12 protein-coding genes are annotated in these 19644 nt (G+C 67.2%); 6 read left to right on the top strand and 6 right to left on the bottom strand.

What is annotated here, in order from left to right; all coding sequences use genetic code 11:
* Position 1: 1 nt before the first annotated feature.
* Both B9C43_RS15850 and B9C43_RS15845 read right to left on the bottom strand, forming a co-directional pair.
* Entirely contained in the window at positions 2-3127 is a 3126-nt protein-coding gene (locus tag B9C43_RS15850; protein WP_143446349.1) for a hypothetical protein, read from the bottom strand.
* Between the two features lie 11 nt (positions 3128-3138).
* Positions 3139-3858, bottom strand: a complete 720-nt coding sequence (locus B9C43_RS15845; RefSeq protein ID WP_033380161.1) for a TetR/AcrR family transcriptional regulator — start codon at positions 3856-3858, stop codon at positions 3139-3141.
* Between the two features lie 53 nt (positions 3859-3911).
* Between B9C43_RS15845 and B9C43_RS15840 the strand changes: the two genes are divergently transcribed.
* From B9C43_RS15840 to ptsP, 3 genes are all read left to right on the top strand, one after another.
* Complete coding sequence (locus B9C43_RS15840; RefSeq protein ID WP_235038632.1) at positions 3912-6140, top strand: MMPL family transporter; 2229 nt, start codon at positions 3912-3914, stop codon at positions 6138-6140.
* A 393-nt stretch (positions 6141-6533) separates the two neighbouring features.
* The gene (locus B9C43_RS15835; protein WP_235038631.1) at positions 6534-7409 is read left to right on the top strand and encodes a ribokinase; all 876 of its coding nucleotides are present in this window, start codon (positions 6534-6536) and stop codon (positions 7407-7409) included.
* Between the two features lie 10 nt (positions 7410-7419).
* Positions 7420-9048, top strand: coding sequence for a phosphoenolpyruvate--protein phosphotransferase (gene ptsP / locus B9C43_RS15830; RefSeq protein WP_084427175.1), 1629 nt, complete (start codon positions 7420-7422; stop codon positions 9046-9048).
* On the opposite strand, the gene B9C43_RS15825 is transcribed toward ptsP, so the two are convergent.
* From B9C43_RS15825 to B9C43_RS15810, 4 genes are read right to left on the bottom strand one after another with little or no spacing between them, the layout of a single operon-like run.
* On the bottom strand, positions 9045-9650 hold the full coding sequence (locus B9C43_RS15825; RefSeq protein WP_084427173.1) for a DUF1707 SHOCT-like domain-containing protein: 606 nt from the start codon (positions 9648-9650) through the stop codon (positions 9045-9047). The two genes, ptsP and B9C43_RS15825, sit on opposite strands and share 4 nt — an antisense overlap.
* Before the next feature lie 15 nt (positions 9651-9665).
* Positions 9666-10322: a response regulator gene (locus B9C43_RS15820; RefSeq protein ID WP_084427171.1), complete on the bottom strand. Its 657-nt coding sequence runs from the start codon at positions 10320-10322 to the stop codon at positions 9666-9668.
* The gene (gene macS, locus B9C43_RS15815; RefSeq protein WP_327222583.1) at positions 10319-11473 is read right to left on the bottom strand and encodes a MacS family sensor histidine kinase; all 1155 of its coding nucleotides are present in this window, start codon (positions 11471-11473) and stop codon (positions 10319-10321) included. Before macS ends, B9C43_RS15820 begins: the two co-directional genes overlap by 4 nt.
* On the bottom strand, positions 11460-12617 hold the full coding sequence (locus B9C43_RS15810; protein ID WP_235038630.1) for an AI-2E family transporter: 1158 nt from the start codon (positions 12615-12617) through the stop codon (positions 11460-11462). Before B9C43_RS15810 ends, macS begins: the two co-directional genes overlap by 14 nt.
* A gap of 72 nt (positions 12618-12689) precedes the next feature.
* Here B9C43_RS15810 and B9C43_RS15805 point away from each other — a divergent pair, with 72 nt between their 5' ends.
* The 3 genes from B9C43_RS15805 (at position 12690) to B9C43_RS15795 (ending at position 19568) form a co-directional block, all read left to right on the top strand.
* On the top strand, positions 12690-14780 hold the full coding sequence (locus B9C43_RS15805; RefSeq protein ID WP_084427167.1) for a translocation/assembly module TamB domain-containing protein: 2091 nt from the start codon (positions 12690-12692) through the stop codon (positions 14778-14780).
* A gap of 181 nt (positions 14781-14961) precedes the next feature.
* On the top strand, positions 14962-15702 hold the full coding sequence (locus B9C43_RS15800) for a hypothetical protein (protein WP_084427165.1): 741 nt from the start codon (positions 14962-14964) through the stop codon (positions 15700-15702).
* Between the two features lie 167 nt (positions 15703-15869).
* Positions 15870-19568: a beta strand repeat-containing protein gene (locus B9C43_RS15795; protein ID WP_084427163.1), complete on the top strand. Its 3699-nt coding sequence runs from the start codon at positions 15870-15872 to the stop codon at positions 19566-19568.
* Positions 19569-19644: the final 76 nt, after the last annotated feature.

Here is a 19644-nt window from a genome sequence, read left to right as displayed (position 1 = left end):
GTTATTCGGACGCCGTCATGATCTGCATGGCGGCGTCCCGCACGTCGGCGTCCGAGTGCTGGCGCAGCTCTCGTAGCAGTGCACGCCAGCCCTCGGGCCAGCCGAAATGCGGTCCGCCGACGGCAAGGACCCGCAGCGCCAGGTGCCCGCTCTGAACGGCACGGGCGGCGGCCAGCATCGAGTCGGCGTGCCAATGGTGCGGCCACGGCCGCCAAGCCACAGTGCTTGCCAACAGCGGTCGGCCTGCGACCAGGTTGTCGACCGCACGTAGGTCGACGGTCACTGCGGCTGAGTCCGACTGGATGGTCGCGAGCCGCAGCCGGACCAGATCCCGCCGGATCTCTTCGAGATCACCGAATTCTTCGATCAGCGTGCCGGCGTAGGTGTGCATGACCTGTCGCCAGGTGGACATCTGGACCAGCCCGTCGAAGATCGCGCGGATTCGCTGCAGCGCTGGCCGGTCTCGGCCGGCTTCGGCGTCGTGGGTTGTGTCCTGGGCCAGCGTCCGGAGAACGGCCAGCACAGCGCCGCCGACTTCGGGCAGGTTCATTTTGTAGACAAGGCTGTTGACCGCGTTGCGCCAGGACGCACGCTCGTTGAGGTCCGTGATCGCGTTGCTCAACACCGCAAGCGCCTCGGGATACACCGTCAGCCAGTTGCCCAGGCTCGACAACGCATCCCCGCGCAACCGGTCATCGGTGCCCAGCGCGACTTCGTGGATCAGCGCGGCAATGCCTGCCTGATGCCGGGAGGCAACCACATACGGCTGGACTCGGAGCGTCTGCATGGCTACCTCGCGTGGCCCGGTTATGGCCGCGCGCAACAGTTCCCACGCTCTCGGGTCGTCCAACCAGGACAATGCCTGGAACGCGATCGCGGCACGGACATCGCGGTGCTGGTTGTCCACATGCCACGCCTGGTGCAACAGCCCGATCGCATTCGGCAAGCGGAAGTCACTGATCAGCCGAACGAGTTCTTTGCGAACGGTGACCGGACCGCTTTGCACGGCAAGGGAATCAGCGAGTTTGCTCGGCGCGATCCGGCGGGCGCATCCCCTGATCGTGTACATCGCGGTCAGCTCGGCCTGGCCACGCGCGCCGGAGAACGCACGCTCCTTCAACAGCCGTAACGCTTCCACCGGGTCTTCGTGGAACGGCAGCACGGCGAGTGCCGCTTGGGCGATCAGCTCGTCCTCTGCGGAGAGGTAGCGCACAGCATTGTGGCCACGGACTGTTCCCAATGTGCGGATCGCGGACGCGCGGACTTCTCGTGCGTGGTCCGAGTCCGCCACAGCCTCCAGCAGCTGCGCGTAGCGGTCGCGTTGCCTGGGCAGCCAGCGGTGAGTTTGCCGCATTCCCAACGGGACCCGCTGGACGTCGCCGGGTGCGAAGCGGCCTTGTGGCGGCTCACCGAACACCACGTCGAGCAGATCGATTCTTGTCGACTGGACAACGGCCATGACCTGCGGCAGGAAGACCGCACTCGGTTCGATCTGGAGGATCCGCGCGGTTCGCTCGCTGCGAGTGCGTGGATCCGCCAGCAGGTACCGGATCGCGGACCTGGCGTCGTCATCGTCGCCTTCGGTGATCGCTGCCCACAATGGTTCGAGCAGGTCAGGCATGTGCCATGCGCGGCGGCCAAGTGATGCGATCAGGATCAGAGCCGGGTAGTAGATCGTCCAGCCCGCGTGTTCGTTGATGACCGGTGCGAGGGCACGGTAGATCTCATGTTCCTGGCCGCGCCGCAGTGTCAGGTCGAGTCTGGGCAGTGCGGTCCACCCGTCCCGCTTCCACAGCGCCTCGACGATTCCCAGCGCGACCTGGGAATCGTTGTGCGCCACCAGCCTGAAGCACAACCGGAGCAACGCGTCGGTCGAGCCTGTCGAAAGGTCCCGGGCGTTGAAGGCGTCTGTGGCGATCTGACTCAGCTCACGTGCCTCGCCGAAGGCACGAGGGCTTGCCGCGGCCAACGCCCGGAAGGCGCCGAGGCGCACTGGATCCTGGTCGCGTTTGAGCCGGTCAGCCAGCCATGGAAGCAGTTCTGCGAGGCGGAAGTCCTTGGCGGCACACGCGATCAACAGCTTGTATCCCAGCTGCCGGTCCGTCGCCTCACCGGCGTAGGTCAGCTTCGTCAGCGTCTCGCGGGCTTCGTCGTACGGCAGGAACTGCGCGAGCAGGATCGCTTTGGTCTCTTCGCCCTTGGCCAACGCGATGGCACGCATGCGACGGGCTTCGTCTGCGCGCCGCCTGCGAGGCAAAGCGCGCATGGTTTGCAAGCCGATGTCCGCGTGGCTCATGTCTTTGTCGGCGTTGACCGCGTCCCAGAACGCTTCTCGGCGTGACGGTGGCATCGCACGCAGCACCGGAAGCACGTCCTGACGGCCGAGCCACACCAACTCGGGCGGGTTGGCTTCGACTAACGCGCGATAAGCGGTCCTGCTGAGCCGGTAGGTGCGGTCGCGCAGTTGGTTGATGAAACGGCCGGCGTCGACCTGCGCCAGATACCCCGATCTGGCCTGGGAGAACGGCATGTGGACGGACGGCCCGTACCGCTCGATCAGGTCGAGCACCGCTGCGGGGTCGTGCGGGATCAGTTCGTCGATCGCGTACAGATGGCGTGCCCACCAGGCGTCGCGGTCCGCCTTTGGCAGTTCGGCCCGAGCCTTGTCCAGCATCAAGTCCGGGTATCGCTTGGCGATCGCGCTCATCGATACGGCGTGCTCGAGCTTCGGCAGCCACTCCGCCACGACTGGACGGCTGCAGACCGGCAGCAACCTCGCCGCTTCGGCCGCGCCCCACACTTCGTGGACGGACGGCAGGACAGCGTCGGCCAGCGTGGTCATCCGCTTGGTCCTGGTCCGGCGGAACAACACACGCCGGACGTCCATCGGCAGGTCAGGCAGTGCCTCGGCGACCACCTGCGGATCAAGCCGGGGCAGGCTGGACGAGGCCGCGACCCGTCTCTGCTCCTGCACGACTCCGGACGTCAGGCCTCGGTGCAGCGTCGGCAGGTGGTTGACCACCTCGGCCATGTCGAGCGCCAGGTCGGGGTCCTCGTCCCACACCGCGGCCAAGTCGGCGTGCGGGGCGCGTTCGGTGATCTCCTTGCGGCGTTCGGCATACGACATGCCGACATTCTTCATTCGATGGTCAGGCCCGCGTCCGCGACCAGGTCGGCCAGCATGATCTCGAAGAAGTTCTCGGTGTTGGTGATCAACATCGGGAAGTGCCCGAACACCTCCAGCGCGACCTGGCCGTACAGCCGCACCCAGAACTGCAGGATCATGTACGCGGTCCCGATGCTGAGGATGTCGTCCGGGACGGTCACGCCCGAATGCGCGATCGTGGACAGCAGGTCCGCGCGGAAGGCCTCCAGATCCGCCCGCATGGGCAGCGGCACGGCGTCGTCCGGCGGCGGGCTGAGCTGTTTGGTGATCAGCACCTTGCCCGCGACCGACAGGAAGATCCGGCCGAACGGGTCGGCGGACATGGCGTCCTTGTTGCTCTGCGGGGTCGCGAAGACCATCGAGAACTCCCGCGGGTGGGCCAGCGCCCAACGCCGGAAGCCACGGCAGATGGTCATCACCTGCAGCACGGTGTCGTGCTCGGGCACTTCGGCCAGGTCGGCGGTGAGGTCGTCGGCGAGATCGGCGCAGATGTCCATCCGGACGTGGTGCACCAGGTCCTCGCGCGAGGAGTAGTAGCGGTAGAGCGCCGGTGCGGTGATCCCGAGCTGCCGGGCGATCGCGCGCAGCGTGACCGCCTCCGGTCCCTCGTTGATCAGCAGGGTGCGTGCCTGCTGGCGGATCTCGCGATCCGTTGCTGCCCGGGCACGCTCGCGCCGTGTGGGCTCGCTCATGCTTGACTCCATCGTCTTGTAAACACCGTTAACCGCCCGTACCCTGACCCTCAGTGACAGTGAACGGTGTTTACCGAGTTTCTGACCCGTTCACGCCGACCGTAGTCAACGACTGCCGTCGTGCACCACCGAAACGGGAGGACGAGTACGTGTTCAACAGGTGGGGAATGGTGGCATATCGCCGCCGGTGGACGGTGCTCATCGCGGTACTTGTCCTCGCAGTCCTCGGTGGACTCTGGGGTTTGGGTGTTTTCGACCGCATGAAACAAGGCGGGTACTACAACGAATCCAGTCAGTCCGCCGAGGCGGGCCGGATCGCCGAGCAGGCCCTTGGCCAGCGGGAAAGCGATGTCGTTGTGGTTTACGACGCCGGTGAAGGCAAGAGCGTCGACGATCCGTCCTTGGCTACCCGAGTCATCGACAAGCTCAACACGTTGCCCGCCGACGCCGTCAAACAACGCGTTTCATACTGGGAAACGAAGAATCCCGCGCTTGCCGACGCCGGAAAACGATACGGCCTTGTGACCATCACCCTCACAGGCAACGACGAGAGCGCGCGGCTGGCGAATTTCGAACGCGTCAAGGACAAGCTGGCCATCGACGGACTGCGGGAACAAGTCGCGGGCAACACCGCGATGGAACACACCATCGGTGAGCGGTCGAAGTCCGACCTGACCATGGCCGAAGCCATTTCCCTCCCGGTCGTGCTCGCGTTGCTGCTGCTGATCTTCGGAAGCGTGGTCGCCGCGCTGTTGCCGGTTCTCGTCGGTGGACTGGCGATTCTCGGATCGTTGGGTGTGCTGAACGCGCTGTCGTACGCCGTCGACGTCAACAACTTCGCCGTCAACGTGGCCACTCTGCTGGGCCTTGGCCTGGCCATTGACTACGGCTTGTTCGCTGTCGGGCGGTTCCGCGAAGAACTCGCCGAAGGCCGCAGTACGGCCGAAGCCGTCCGCCGGACAGTGGCCACCGCGGGCCGGACCATCGCGTTCTCGGCGACACTGCTGGTGATCGCCTTGGCCGGACTGCTGGTGTTCCCGCTCGACTTCCTGAAGTCCATGGCGTACGGCGGAATGTCCGCGGTCGCGATCGCGGCGCTGATCTCGCTGACCTTGTTGCCCGCGATGCTCGGCATCCTCGGGCCGAAGGTGGACAAGCTGTCTCTGCCGTGGCGGCGCGACAAAGCGGCCAGCGAGCCGCGCGGGCTCGCTCGCCTTGGCCGGGCGGTGATGAAGCGGCCAGTCGTGTTCGCGTTGCCGATCCTGGCTGTCCTGCTGGTGATGGCACTGCCGTTCGCGAAGGTCAGCTTCGGCGCGGTGACCGAGAAGCAGCTGCCCGCCGACGATCCGACCAGGCAGGCCATCGAGACCATCAACCAGAACTTCCCCGCGGTCGGCAGCAACAACGCGGAGATTGTCGTGCGTGGGCCCGCCAACGTGGACCAGTTTGTCTCGCAGGTGAACGAAGTCCCTGGCGTGGAACAAGCCACGGTCGCAGGCGGCCGCGACGGCGTCACGTTGATCCACGCCCAGCTGGCGGGCGAACCCGTCGGCGACGCCGCACGCGGTGCTGTGGAAGGTTTGCGCGCGCTGGCACCGCCGGGCGGTTCACAGGTATTGGTCGGTGGTCTGACCGCCGAGGTGATGGACGCGAACGAGTCCATTGTGGATAACGCGCCGCTGATGATCGGGATCCTGGTGGTCGCCACGTTGATCCTGATGTTCCTCGCCTTCGGGTCGGTTTTGTTGCCCCTCAAGGCAGTCCTGATGAGCGCGTTGAGCCTGTCGGCGACCTACGGCGTGCTGGCCTTCGTGTTCCAGTTCGGACACGGTGCCTCGCTGCTCGGCGTCACCCCGGAACCATTGCAGGCCGGGATGTTCGTGCTGATCGGCGCGGTCGTGTTCGGACTGTCCACGGATTACGAGACGTTCCTGCTGTCCAGGATGGTCGAGGCCCGGCACGCCGGGATGAGCACAGCGGACTCCATCCAGACCGGACTTGTCCGCACCGGCCGGATGATCAGCGCGGCCGCGCTTCTGCTGATCGTGGTCACCGGCGCATTCGCGCTGTCCGAGCTTTCGATGATGCGGTTTGTCGGCGTGGGAATGATTGTCGCTCTCATTCTTGACGCGACGGTCGTACGAATGACGCTGGTCCCGGCCATCATGCGGCTGCTTGGCGACGCGGTGTGGTGGGCGCCGCAGCCTCTCCGTCGGCTTCAGCAGAAAGCCGGGGTTGGCGAAGTTGATATACCAAAGGAGAAAGAGTTGGAGAGGGTTTGAGGGATATATGTGCTGTCGGTGCCGGTTCGCCCTGGATCGGCACTGCGGGGCTACACGACCGACACCGTCCATGAATTTATGTGCTGTCGGTGCCGGTTCGCCCTGGATCGGCACTGCGGGGCTACACGACCGACACCGTCCACGAATTTATGTGCTGTCGGTGCCGGTCGCTCGGGGGGCTACACGACCGACACCGACAGCACAGAAGTTCAGTACGCCTTTCGGCGAACTGAACCCCAACGCCGCGATGATGGTCGCAGCGCGGGTCTTACCTGTACCCGACGGGTATACACGACTGTCACTCACATTGTGGCATCAACCATCAACAGAGAGCCGCAATCGTTAACAGATGCGCACGAGAAGTCAACGACGGTGCATGGTTAGGTGACGCCCGTGGGTGTTGATCTCGGACTTGATCTTATCGTGGTGGGATCGGCCAATGCCGACCTGGTAGTTGCCGTGGAACGGCGGCCTGGTCCAGGGGAAACCGTGCTCGGTTCGGACACGTCCGTACTGCCGGGCGGCAAAGGCGCCAACACCGCCGTCGCCGCGGCCAAGCTCGGTGCGAAGGTGGCTTTGCTCGGCGCGGTCGGCCGTGACGGGTACGGCGAGTTGTTGCTGGAATCGTTGGGCTCGGCTGGTGTGGACACTTCCTTGGTCCGCCGCAGTGATCGGCCGACTGGTGTCGCGTACATCTTCGTGACTCCGGATGGCGAGAACTCCATCCTCGTTTCGCCGGGCGCCAACTCCGCACTCACCGAACAGGACGTTGAACTCGCCGACGCGCGTGTGCTCGTGGCGTCGTTGGAAGTCCCGCTGGCGACTGTGGAACACGCTGTCGCGGTGGCCGTGGAACGCGGAATTCGACCGGTTGTCAACATCTCGCCAATGGCCCAGTTGTCCGCGGAAACGCTTGCGGCGTTGGACCCGGTCGTGGTCAACGAGCACGAAGCCGCTCAACTCATGGGCGATGAAGGCGACCTACGCGGGCTGCTGGATCTTGGACCGCGTTCAGCCGTCGTCACGTTGGGTGCCCGCGGCGCACTCGTGATCGAGGCGGACGGCACCCAGCAAGTCGAATCACCCAAGGTGGACGCGGTGGACACGACCGGGGCGGGCGACGCTTTCACCGGCGCACTCGCGGCCGAACTCGCCAGGGGCAAGGATCTGGTCACCGCGGCGCAACTCGCTGTCAAGGTGGCCGCCATCTCAGTCACCCGCAAGGGTGCGCAGCCTTCGTATCCCACAGCGGACGAAGTTGGCGGGTAATCTCCGGGCCATGCTCAGTGGCGTCGGCGTAAGTCCTGGTCGGGCCGCGGGCCCGGTAGTCGTGGTGGCGCAGCCAGCGGGAGAACCACCCGCGGGCCCACCTCCTGCGGACCCCGCGGCGGAGGCGCAGCGGATCGGACCGGCCGCGCAGCGGATCGCGGCCGATCTGAACGCGCGTGCGAAAGCGGCATCCGGTGAGGCGAAACAACTCCTGGAGACCACGGCGATGATGGCCGCGGACCCCTCGCTGGTCACGCAGGCCGAACAACTCGTCACCACCAAACAACTGCCTGCTGCTCGTGCGGTCTACGAAGCCGCGGCCAGTTTCGCCGACGCGTTGCGGGCGGCGGGCGGATACATGGCCGAGCGTGTCCGTGACATCGAGGACGTGCGTGATCGCGTGGTCGCCGACCTGCTCGGCATCGCCGCGCCCGGTGTGCCCGAGTTGACCGAGCCGAGTGTGCTTGTCGCGCAAGACCTCGCGCCGGCGGACACCGCCGGGCTCGATCCGGCGAAGGTGCTGGCGCTGGTCACCGAGGAGGGCGGGCCGACGAGCCACACCGCGATTCTGGCGAGGGCGTTGGGAATTCCCGCGGTCGTCGCGGTTCGTGGTGTGCTGGCGGCGAAACCCGCGCAGCTCATCGTGGACGGTGCCACCGGCTCGGTCGAGATTCCGAGCAGCCCGATCACGCCGTTCGCCGCGGAAGTCGCCGCCGCTGACGAGTGGAACGGCGTGGGCACGACTTCCGATGGCTTGCGGGTCAAGGTGTTGGCGAACGTCGGCGCGCCCAAGGACGCGAAAGCCGCCGTGGAAGCCGGTGCCGAGGGCGTCGGTCTGTTCCGGACAGAGTTCTCATATCTGGACGCAACCGACGAACCGACCGTCGAAGAACAGCAGTCCGCGTACGCCGCGGTGCTGGCACCGTTTCACGGGAAACCGATCATCGTCCGGACGCTCGACGCCGGCGCGGACAAACCACTCGCCTTCCTCGCACCCGACCCCGAGCCCAACCCGGCTCTCGGTGTGCGCGGCATCCGTGTCTCCCGTGAACGGGTCGACGTGCTCGACCGTCAGCTTGCTGCGATCGTTGGCGCTGCCCAGGAAACGGGTGCCGATGTCTCGGTGATGGCGCCGATGGTCGCCACTGTCGAGGAAGCCGCGTGGTTCGCCGATCGCGCGCACGCCGCGGGCATCAAGCGAGCAGGCGTGATGATCGAGGTCCCGGCCGCTGCGCTGGTCGCCGACGAGATCTTCGGTGTCGTGGAGTTCGTCAGCATCGGCACCAACGATCTCGCGCAGTACACCCTTGCGGCGGACCGTCAACTCGGCGCGGTCGCGACGCTCAACGACCCCTGGCAACCCGCGTTGCTCCGGCTGATCGGCATGATCGGCCAAGCAGCGATCCGGGCGGGCAAGCCAGCGGGCGTGTGCGGTGAGGCAGCCGCGGACCCGAACCTCGCGGGTGTTCTCGTCGGACTCGGCATCAGCAGTCTGTCCATGAACGCCAGCGCGATCCGCAAAGTCGGCGCCGCGTTGGCCAAACACACCGAGGACTACTTCCGTCAGGTCGCCAGGGCAGCGCTCGTGTCACACACGCCCGCCGACGCGCGGGCGACCGTGCACGCGATGCTGTCCTAGTACTCGGCGACGCGATCGATCTTCAACGGGAAGCGCACCATCACCGACCCGAGCCGCAGTGCCACGGGTCGCGTGATGGTCAGCGTGCCGCCGCGCACCTTCCCGCTCAGCACGAACTGCGGCCCCGGCTGCGGCCCTGGCCGCACTTTGTTGAGGTAGCGGCAGTTCATCACCTGCAGCGCGGTCGCGTCCAACGCCGATTCGGACGGCAGCTTCAACCGCACGTGCGCCGCCCGGACGTCGAACTCGATCTTGACCAGCTGGTACGGGATCCGTGCGACGGCGAAGTCCAGTTCGCACCAGCTCTGGTCGCATCTGAGCACCAGCTCGTTGGGCACGTCCCACCGGCCGCGCCTGCGCATCTTCGACAGCACACTGCGCAGTTCGAGCCGCTGGTCCGGCACGGTCTCCGTGTTGACCAACCCGGGAATGTCGATCAGCACCGCGTTCAGCTCCGAGCGCGTGATGGCGGCCAGCGCGGTCTCGGTGCGAGTGGTGAATTCTTCAAGCGAGATCAGAGCGTTCGCCAGTGCCTTGTGCAGCAGTCCCACGACGTGCTCACGTTCGCTGTCGGACACCCTCAGGTCGCGTGGGTCAGTCACGCGAAAACCCTACTGTCACTCGGCGTCCAGTCCGTGCTCAATCGCGTAACGAGCAAGCTCCACCCGGTTGTGCAGCTGCAGTTTGCGCAACGTGGACTGGACGTGGTTCTCCACGGTCCGGTGCGACAGGACCAACCGGTCGGCGATCTGCCGCGCGGTCATGCCCTTGGCCACCAGCCGGAGCACCTCGGTCTCCCGGTCGGTGAGCTTCGGCGCGGCCTCGGCTTCCGCCGGCGCGGCCGCCATCCTGCGGTACTCGCCGAGCACGAGCCCGGCCAGCCCGGCGGTGAACACGGCGTCGCCGTGCGCGGTCCGGTTGACCGCGTCCACGAGTTCCTCGGCCGACGCGGACTTCACGATGTAGCCCGAGGCACCGGCCTTCACCGCCTCGAGCACGTCACTGTGCGCACCGCTCGCCGACAGCACGAGCACCCGGGTATCCGGCAGGTCCCGCACGATCTTGCGGGTCGCGTCCACCCCGGACTCCTCACCCAGCTGCAGGTCCATCAGCACGACATCGGGCGCGACCGTCTTGGCGATCCGGACCGCGGCACCCGCGTCACCGGCCGTCGCCCGTACGTCGAAGCCGCGTTCGGTCAGGTCACGGGCCACTCCGTCGCGCCACATCGGGTGGTCGTCGACGACCATGACCGAGATCGTTGCCGTGGTCATCGCGCACCTCCCACTTTGTGCCGCCCCTTCTTATCCGGTTCCCGAGGGATCCGGATCTCCCATTCGGTACCCGCCCCTGGCGCGGTCTCCAGGGTGATCGTGCCACCCAGGTCGGCGACACGCCCACGAATGGACCGGGCCACTCCCATTCGGCCGTCGGATGCCGCCTGGTCCAGCCGTCCGGCCTGAATTCCGGCACCGTCGTCCCGCACGCTGATCACCACCTCGTCACCGAGGTCTTCCAGCAGGACCCAAGCGTTAGCGCCATCGCCTGCGTGCTTGACCACGTTCAACAACGCCTCGGAGACCAACGAGGTCAGCTCGGTGACGATCGACTCAGGCAGTTGCACCGGCGTACCTGGCACCGAGACCTGCACGGTCCCAGTTGCCATGACCTGCAGACGGGGTCCGAGATCGGCCGTGCCGTCCGCGGTCGACTCCGGTGGTGCGGCGGCGACCAAAGATCGCAGCGCGACCTCCTGCTCACCGGCGAGCCTGGCCAGCTCAGCGGCTTCACCACCGAGTTCGTTGCCACGCTTGCGAACCCGCGCGAGCACCTGCAGGACGCTGTCGTGGATGCTTCGGGCGAGCCGTTCACGCTCGGCGGTCGCGGCCTCAGCACGTGCCGCCTGAGCCATACGTTCTTGCGCACGTCGTGCAGTGACTGACGCCAACCCAACGACAAACCCGCTGCCCATCAGTAAGACAGCGTCCCTGGTCACGTCCGTTGTCAGCGCCCCACGCGAAAAGCCCGTGGCGATTGCGACGGCAATGCCCGCGAGCACACCGGCAGTCCGGCCGTTCAACACCGCTGCCGCGATCGGCGGTTCGCTCGCCCACACGGTCGTGATCAGGGGCGCGATCTCGTCCATCTGCTGCGGCGACAAGATCCACACCGAGGTGTACATCAGCGCGCACGTGACCGCGACGTCCGTCCACACGACCGCCACCCGGCGGCCGAACTTCAGCAGGTAGGCGGTGACCGTGAACGCGGTCCACACCGCGATCAGGCCGAGCACCACCCAGCCCAGCGTCGGCCGTTGGTACTGGTCGTGGTGCACGATCACAGCCGCGACCGCGAAGCCGAACGTCACCAGCCGCAGGATGGCGACGCTCGACCAGAGCGGCGTCGTCGCGTCACTCTTTTGCACGGAACCCTGGCCTTGATCCGGCGTCGTCCAGCACATCGACCTCGTCGGCGTCGGTGTTCCGGTCCCGGGTGCTCAGCAACGACCGGATGCCCGCGTTGAGCACTGCCAGCAACGGAACCGCCAGCAGGGCACCGGGGATGCCGGCCGCGACCAACCCCACGGTGATCGCCAGAACCACGGCCAACGGGTGCAGCCGGACCGCGCGGCCCAGCAACCACGGCTGCAGGATGTGACTCTCGAGCTGCATCACCGCGATCACGATCGCCAGCACGATCAACGCCGCCACGAAACCGTTCGCCACCAACGCGACCAGCACTGCGACCGCGCCCGCGATGACGGCACCGATGATCGGGATGAAGGCACCGAGGAAGACCAATGCGGACAACGGAACCGCGAGCGGCACACCCACGATCGCCAGCCCGATGCCGATCCCGACCGCGTCGACCACCGCGACGGCCGCGGTCGCTCGCACGTAGCTGACCAGGGAGGAGAAGCTGCGCCGACCGGCCACGTCCACCCGCTCGCGCACGTTCGACGGCACGCCGCGGACAAGGAAGGTCCAGATCCCCTCGCCGTCGTAGAGGAAGAAGATCAGGATGAACAGGGTCAGGATGAACCCGGCGAGCACCTCGCCGATGCTGACCGCCGTGGTCAGCGCACCGGACGTGATCGCGGCCTGGTTGGTCTTGATCGTCTCGATGATGTTGCTGATGAACTCCCTGATCTGCTCGTCGCGCAGGTGCAACGGGCCTTGCTGCAGCCAGTTCTCGATCGTGTCGAGCGACTGGCCGACCTGCCGCTGCAGGTCGGGAAGGCCGGTCGAGAACTCCGAGATCACGAACGTCAGCAGGCCACCGATCACACCGAGCCCGCCGACCAGGACGATCGCGGCGGACAACCCTTTCGGCACCCGCCACTCGACCAGCTTGTCGACCGCGGGCGCCATCAGCGCCGCGAGCAGCAAAGCGATGCCCACCGGCACCAGTACAGTCGCGAAGTACCCGCCTACCAACATGATCCCGTAGAGGGCCAGTGCGACGACCGCCAGCCGCCATGCCAATGCGGCGGCGACCCGCAGGCCGCGCGGCACCACATTCGTCACTTCCAGCGGGGCTAGGGGCCGTTTCGTCGGCTCGCTTGTCACGCGCGTCACGTTATCGGTACCCACAGACAAAATGGGCCGTCCGCGCAGGGGTCTGCGCGAAAGAATCCGGGGGTGTCCCGCTATCAGCTCACTGATCCAGAGCAACAGCTCGTCGAGGCGTTCCGGGCAGGCGACCGGATCGATCTCGGTGGCCAACCGGTCCGTGGCCAGGTGCTGGCCGAGCTGCTCGACGGCAGCGAGTCGCCCAGCCTGATCCGGCTGTCCGGGGCGCACATCACCGAGTACTTCAGCCTGCAGGGAAAGCACGTCCGGCAGGTGATCGACCTGCGGGACTGCGTCTTCGAGCACCGGCTCGACCTGCGGATGGCGCGGCTGGTCGGGTTACGCATGCACGCGTGCCGGATGCCCGGCGTGATCGGCCGCAACCTGCGGGTCGAGAGCGACCTGATCCTCGAACCACGCTTCACGTGCGACGGCGCGCTGGACCTGACCGACGCCAGCATCGACGGATCGCTGCGGATGTCCGGCGCGGTGCTGCACGGCCCGTTCCTCGGCGCACGACTCCGGATTTCCGGATCACTGCAGGCCGTGGTGTTGCGCACGAACGGCGAGATGCGGCTGTCCGGTGCCAAGGTCGGGGGAAACCTGCAGCTCACCGGCGCGTGCCTGACCAACACCGACGGTATCGCGCTCGACGGCAGTGGCATGACGGTCGAGGGCCTGCTGCTGGCCGACGCCCGTGGCGGCAGGTTCCGCTCCTCGGGGCGTGTCCTGTTGCGAGGCGCGCACATCAGCGCCGACATGAAGTTCACCGGCGCCGAGCTGACCGCACCGAAGGGCAGGCCGCCGCTGGACGCCGACCGCATCCGGGTCGAAGGCAATGTCTCCTTGGACAACGGCTTCACCGCCGGCGGCCCGGTCCGGTTCGCGGACGCCCGGATCGGTGGCTACCTGAAACTCTCCGGCGCCACGTTGGGCAGCGCGGAAGACGGTCCCGACCCGTACCGCGCTCCGTACGCCTTGTTCGCCGACGGCATCGAGCTGGGCGGCGACCTCAACGCCCGGTCCGGTGAGATCGCCGGTGCGCCGAAGGAGAAACCACTCGTCGCGTACGGCCAGGTCCGGTTCCCCGGCGCCAAGATCGACGGCAGCGCCAGCCTGTCCGGTGCACAGCTGCACTGTGCCGGCCGGGACGCGTTGTTCGCCGACCGGCTGAGCGTCGGGGAGACCCTGTTCCTGGAAGGTGTGCGGGCCACCGGGTGCATCCGGTTGCAGGACGCCAAGATCGGTGCCTCGCTGAACGTCACCGGATCCACGTTCACCGAGCCGCGCCGACGCGCCGACGGAAGCCGTAAGCCCTCGCTGGATCTGCAGTTCGCGTCCATCGGTCACAACCTGTTGTGCAGCAGGAACGTTGTCGCGTCCGGTGGCGTCAGTGCGCGGCTCGCGGATATCCGGCACACCGTGCATCTCTCGCATGCGGCCATAGGAGACGGTCAACCAGGCGGTGTCGCATTTGACGGCTATGGCATGACCGCGCACCACCTCTTCATGCACTTCGACCCCGATGAGCCACCGCAGGGTGAGGTGCGGCTTGGCAATGCCCGTGTCCGCAAGTTGTCCGACGGTCCTGGCTTGTGGGCGGCCGCCGGAGGCGTGGACGTCGACGACTTCGTGTACGAGTCCATTGAGAACAACGGGAACACGACGGTCAAGGACCGGCTCGCGTGGTTGCGGCAGGTGCAGCCGGACTTCGCGCCTGGACCCTACGACCACCTGGTGACCGTGTACCGCGACGCGGGTGAGGAGGAGCTCGCCGAGCAAGTGCTGATGGAGAAGCAGCGCAGGCGGCACTCGGAACTCACGTGGCCCGGCCGGGCCTGGGGTGTCCTGCAGGACAAGACGGTCGGCTTCGGTTACCGGCCTTGGCTGGCCGTGGTGTGGATCGCGGTGTTCTGGCTCGCCGGCGCGGTGTGGTTCAGCTTCACCGATCTGTCCAAATTGGACAAGGACCAGAATCCGGTGTGGAGCCCGGCGCTGCTGTCGCTGGATCTGTTGCTGCCCATCATCGATCTGGGCCAGGACAAGATGTGGCGGATGGACGGACCGTCCGAATGGGTCTCCGGAATCCTCATCGCCGCAGGTTGGGTGCTTGCCACAACCGTTGCCGCAGGGGCAACCCGGCTACTGAAGCGAACTTGAGCAGGTTCACACGATCGGGCGGACTGGTCGTGTCGAGCGTGCGCCACGCGGGTCACGTTTGGCAGTCTTGCGGTCGCACCCCGGACGTGATCCATCCGATACCGGGTTGCGCTCACCATTCGCCAGACCGGAAGACAGGCATCCAACCGTGGACAAGGCAAGGACTGAGAGGGCCGCTCGAGTGCGGCGCATCCTCTCGCGTGCCGCCGTCCTCGTCGGTGGTGCCGCCGCGGTCTGGCTGCTTTCCACGGCGACCGCGTCGGCCGAGACGTCCGGACAGGACGCCCTCAAGCCAGTCGTAGACGCCTTCACCGCGGCGGCACCGGTCGAACCGGATGCCAACCACGTCAAGGAATTCGTTGACGCGGTCCTGCCCGAGCCGACCGAACCGCCAGCTGGACTGGACGAGGTCGGCCGTCAGGTGCAGAACACGGTCGAGAAGGTCGCGGAGCACCTGAGCCTGCCCGCGCCCGGTACCGACCTCGGCTCCGGCTCGACGCCGGCCAAGGCCCGTCTGCTGACCTTCGGTGAAGGCGACACGTCGCCCGTGATCAACCCCGTTGCCGCCACCCCCCAGCTCGCTCCGGTCGCCTCCGCCGTGCCGCAGCGAGTGGCGGCGCACGACGTGCGTCGTGCATCCGTTGCCGAGTCGCCCCGGCATGCCCCGCCGGTCGGCGACACGGCACCGGAACTCCCCGCCCTCCCCCACCTTCCGCTGCCGATGCCGTTGCCTGGACCTGTCGCGCCCACTGGCGCCTGCAGCTCCTGCGGCAACGGTGGATCGAACGACGACTTCGGTGTCGCGGCGGCGCACGGCTGGCCGTTCTCGGGTTCCGAGTTCGCCACCTCCAAGGCGCTGCGCCTGATCTCGCAGCACGTTTCCCCGGCTGCTGGTGAGCAGCCCGGCGTCACCCCTGACTGACTAGCGCACGCGCGGCCCTCGACAGCGCCCGTGTGCCTGTTCGTGTGTCCGGCCGCGCGTTCCACCCCCAAAGACCCGGGTGGTCGCTATGCCCTGACGCCTTCTGACGTCCGACCACCCGTCCCCCAAACCCTTGCCACAGAACAAGGAAAAGGAGAGACACCCCGATGCAAACCTGGGCGCGGCGTGGTCTTCAGACCGCGCTGATCACCGGTGGTTTGCTGATGCTCGGTACAGGCATCGCTTCTGCCAATGAGAACGTCAACCCGGATCGGCCGGCTTCGCCGCTCGACCCGCAGGTGAAGATCCCAGTACGGGTGCAGGACAACGCGATCGGCACCCCGTACGGACAGAAAGACCTCCCGACCGTGAACCGCGACGTTGTCGTGAGCACGGGTTCGGTGACGAAGGGCCTGCCGGTCGCCAAGGCCGCGCCCGTTGTCGACAAGGCGAAGGCCGCCGCAGGCAAACTGCCTGGCGCCGAGCGGTTCACGCCGAAGGCTGCCGAAGCGTTTCACGGCAACGTGGCCACCTCGCACATCATCATGCCGGTCGAGTTCAAGGGCAACGCGTTCGCCGCTGGCGGTGACGCCCACGTGAACTCCACCTCCAGCCAGAACGACACCCACTTCAGTCCGGTGTGGACTGACGGCTCGGACAGCGTTCTGGCCGGGAACGTGGTCAACCTCGACTGGGCGATGCCCGTCCGGGTGAGCGGCAACGCCGTTGCCTTCTTCGGTAAGGCGACCACGCACTTCGTGTCCGAGAACACCACCATCTCCGGTGGCAACATCGTCACCAACGGCGCCAACAGTGTGCTGGGTGGCAATGTCGTTTCTCAGCAGTACGCCACGCCAGTCGGTGTGACCGCGAACGCGTTGGCAGTCGGCGGCATCGCCAAGGCCGTCACCGAAATGGACGACGAAGCGCACGCCCCGGGCACCATCAAGACCAACGGTGACAACGCCGTGGTCGGTGGCACCGGCATTGGCGTGCCGGTCGCGCTTCCCGTTGGCGTGCACGGCAACGCGGCCTCGGCTGGCGGCAAGAGCTGGGTCGACGAGAAGAACACCATTGCCGCGACCGCTGGTCAGGCACTGAGCAAGAACGCGGTCGACTACATCGCGACCAGCGGCAAGGAGTCGGTGCTGTCCGGCACTGTCGCCGAGCCCGCGATCGCCGGGACCGCCGACGTCACGTGCAACGCCGGAACCCTGTTGGGTACCGCGGACTGCCTCGGCGACACCGACACCGTCACCTTGGCCGGCGGCTCGACCAGCACCAACGGCGACAAGTCCGCCGGTGGCGGCACCGCGCTGACCCCGTCGGTCGCGTCGCCGATCCAGGTCTTCGCCAACTCGATCGCCGGTGGCGGACTGACCAAGGTCCACCACAGCAACAGCGACGTGTCGAAGGCCGGTGGCAACACCGTCACCAGCGGCAAGGACGCCGTGCTGGCCGGAACCATCGCCGACCCCGCGGTCGCCGGTCCGGTCGAGGTGTTCGGCAACGCCATTGCCGCACTCGGCATCGCCAAGGTCGACTCGCTCAACGACTCCCTGACCAAGGCTGGTGGGCACGCCTCGTCCAACGCGGACAACAGCGTCGCCTCCGGCACCGTGGGCAGCGCCGCCGTGGCACTGCCTGCCGAGGTGTTCGGTCTCGCGGCCGCAGCCGGCGGCCAGGCCGAGGCACTCGTCGGTGAGCACAAGGTCTCCACTGCCGGTGGCGACTCGGTTGTGCACGGCGACAACTCGGTGCTCGGCGCCAGCGCTGTGCGTCCGTCGGTCGGCGGGCCCGCGCAGGTCATCGGCAACACCGCGGCCGTCCTCGGCCGTGGCAACGCCGACGTCTGCAACGACGTGATCACCAAGGCCGGTGGCTACACCGGCACGACGGGCAACGACAGCGCGGGTGGCGGCAACGCCGTGACCCCGACTGCCGGCCTGCCCGGCGAGGTGTTCAGCAACAACGCCAACCTCGGCGGCCTGACCAACAGCAAGGTCGACGAGAACAAGGTCACCACCGTCGGTGGCCCGACCAACACCAATGACGACGCCGGTGTGCTGGCGTCGAACGCAGCGGTCGCCGACCTGGCCGGCCCGGTGCAGGTGTTCGGCAACTCCGCCGCCGCGGGCGGCATCTCCAAGGCCACCGCGATCAAGCAGACCACGGTCAAGGCCGGTGGCCCGGTCATCGCCAAGGGCACCGGCGGCGCCGGGTCCGGCAACGTCGCAGCCGTTCCGGTGGCCCTGCCCTCGCAGGTCTTCGGCTCGGCCGCGGGCGTGCTGGGCAAGGCGACCGCGTGGGTCGAGGGTGACACCTCGTCCACCGCGGGCGGCGACATCACCACCGACGGCAAGGCCGGCACGATCAACGGCAACGTGGCCTCCGTGCCAGGTGCCGGTGTCGCCCAGGTCTTCGGTGACGCGGCTGGCATCGCTTCGCTGGTGAACGGCTCCGCCGACAACACCACCGACGCGAGCTCCGGCGGCGACGTCCTGACCAACGGCAACGACGGCTCGATCTCGGGCAACGTGGCCTCGGTCCAACCGCTGCCGATCGCGCAGGTCTTCGGCAACGCGGCCGCGTTGGCTGGCGTGGTGAACGGCACGGGCAACAACGACACCATGGTGACCAACGGCGGTGACATCACCACCAGCGGCGACCGTGGTTCGATCTCCGGCAACCTGGCCGACGTGCCGGTCGCCGCGATCGCACAGGTCTTCGGCAACGCGGCCTCTGCCGGCGGAACCGCCGTCGGCGTGGGGCCGAACGAGACCACCGCCGTCACCGGTGGCGACGACACCACCTCCGGCAAGGGCGGCAACCTGTCCGGCAACCTGGCGACCGTGCCAGCTGCCGGCATCGCTCAGGTCTTCGGCAACGCGGCTTCGGTCGTGGGTAACGCCGTGGGCTACGCGCAGAACGACACCACCGTCCTGGCTGGTGGCGACGGTGAGACCAGCGGCGAGTTCGGCTCGCTGTCGGGCAACCTGTTCGCCGTTCCAGTCGCGGCGGTCGCGCAGGTGTTCGGCAACGCCGCGTCCGTTGGCGGACACGCCATCGGCATCGCGGAGAACAACACCACCGCGCTCGTGGGTGGTGAGTACACCACCGAAGGCCCGATGCACACGCTGTCCGGCATCCAGAAGGTCGTGCCGCTCGGTGCTGTCGTTCAGGTCTTCGACATCCCGATCCCGGTGGTGGCGCACGCCATCGCGCAGGGCACGAACAACACCTTGGTCAAGGTCGATGACACCGCGCCGATCATCGACCTGCCCATCGGTGGTGGCGGCGGCTTGGCCGCGCACAAGCTGCCGCGGCTGCCCAAGCGGGGCGTGTTCCCGCACCAGCAGTCCCGTGCCGACCTGCCGGTCGAAACCCCGGGGATGTCCGATGTGGACGTCGCTGGGCTGCCGAACGGCGCTGCGTTGCCGAACATCAACTTCGTCCCGAACCTGGGTGGCACCAACGTCAACGGCGTCGAGCTGCCCTCCATCCAGGACGTGACCAGCGGCAAGGTGCTGTCCAACGACGTCACCCAGACGTTGCCGGCACTGAAGGCCACCGAGCTGCTGCCGGTGCAGCCTTCGCTGCCGATCGGCCAGACCCGCTCGGACCTGCCGGTCGAAACCCCTGGAATGTCCGATGTGGACGTCGCAGGACTGCCGAACGGCCTGGCGGCCCCTGGCATCAACGTGGTCCCGAACCTGGGCGGCACCAACGTCAACGGCGTTGAGGCCCCGTCGGTTCAGGACGTCACCAGCGGCAAGGTGCTGTCCAACGACATCACCCAGACGCTGCCGGTGATGAACGCGGCCAAGTTGCTGCCGGTCCAGCCGTCGCTGCCGAAGCTGCAGTGACCTTCGTGGCCGGGGCTCACCCGAGTCCCGGCCACCCCCGATCCCTTCATCCTCACCCGTTTTCTACAAGGAGATT

Source organism: Kibdelosporangium aridum (assembly GCF_900176515.1).
Classification (GTDB): domain Bacteria; phylum Actinomycetota; class Actinomycetes; order Mycobacteriales; family Pseudonocardiaceae; genus Kibdelosporangium; species Kibdelosporangium aridum.
This window is presented reverse-complemented; position numbering and strand designations above follow the sequence as displayed.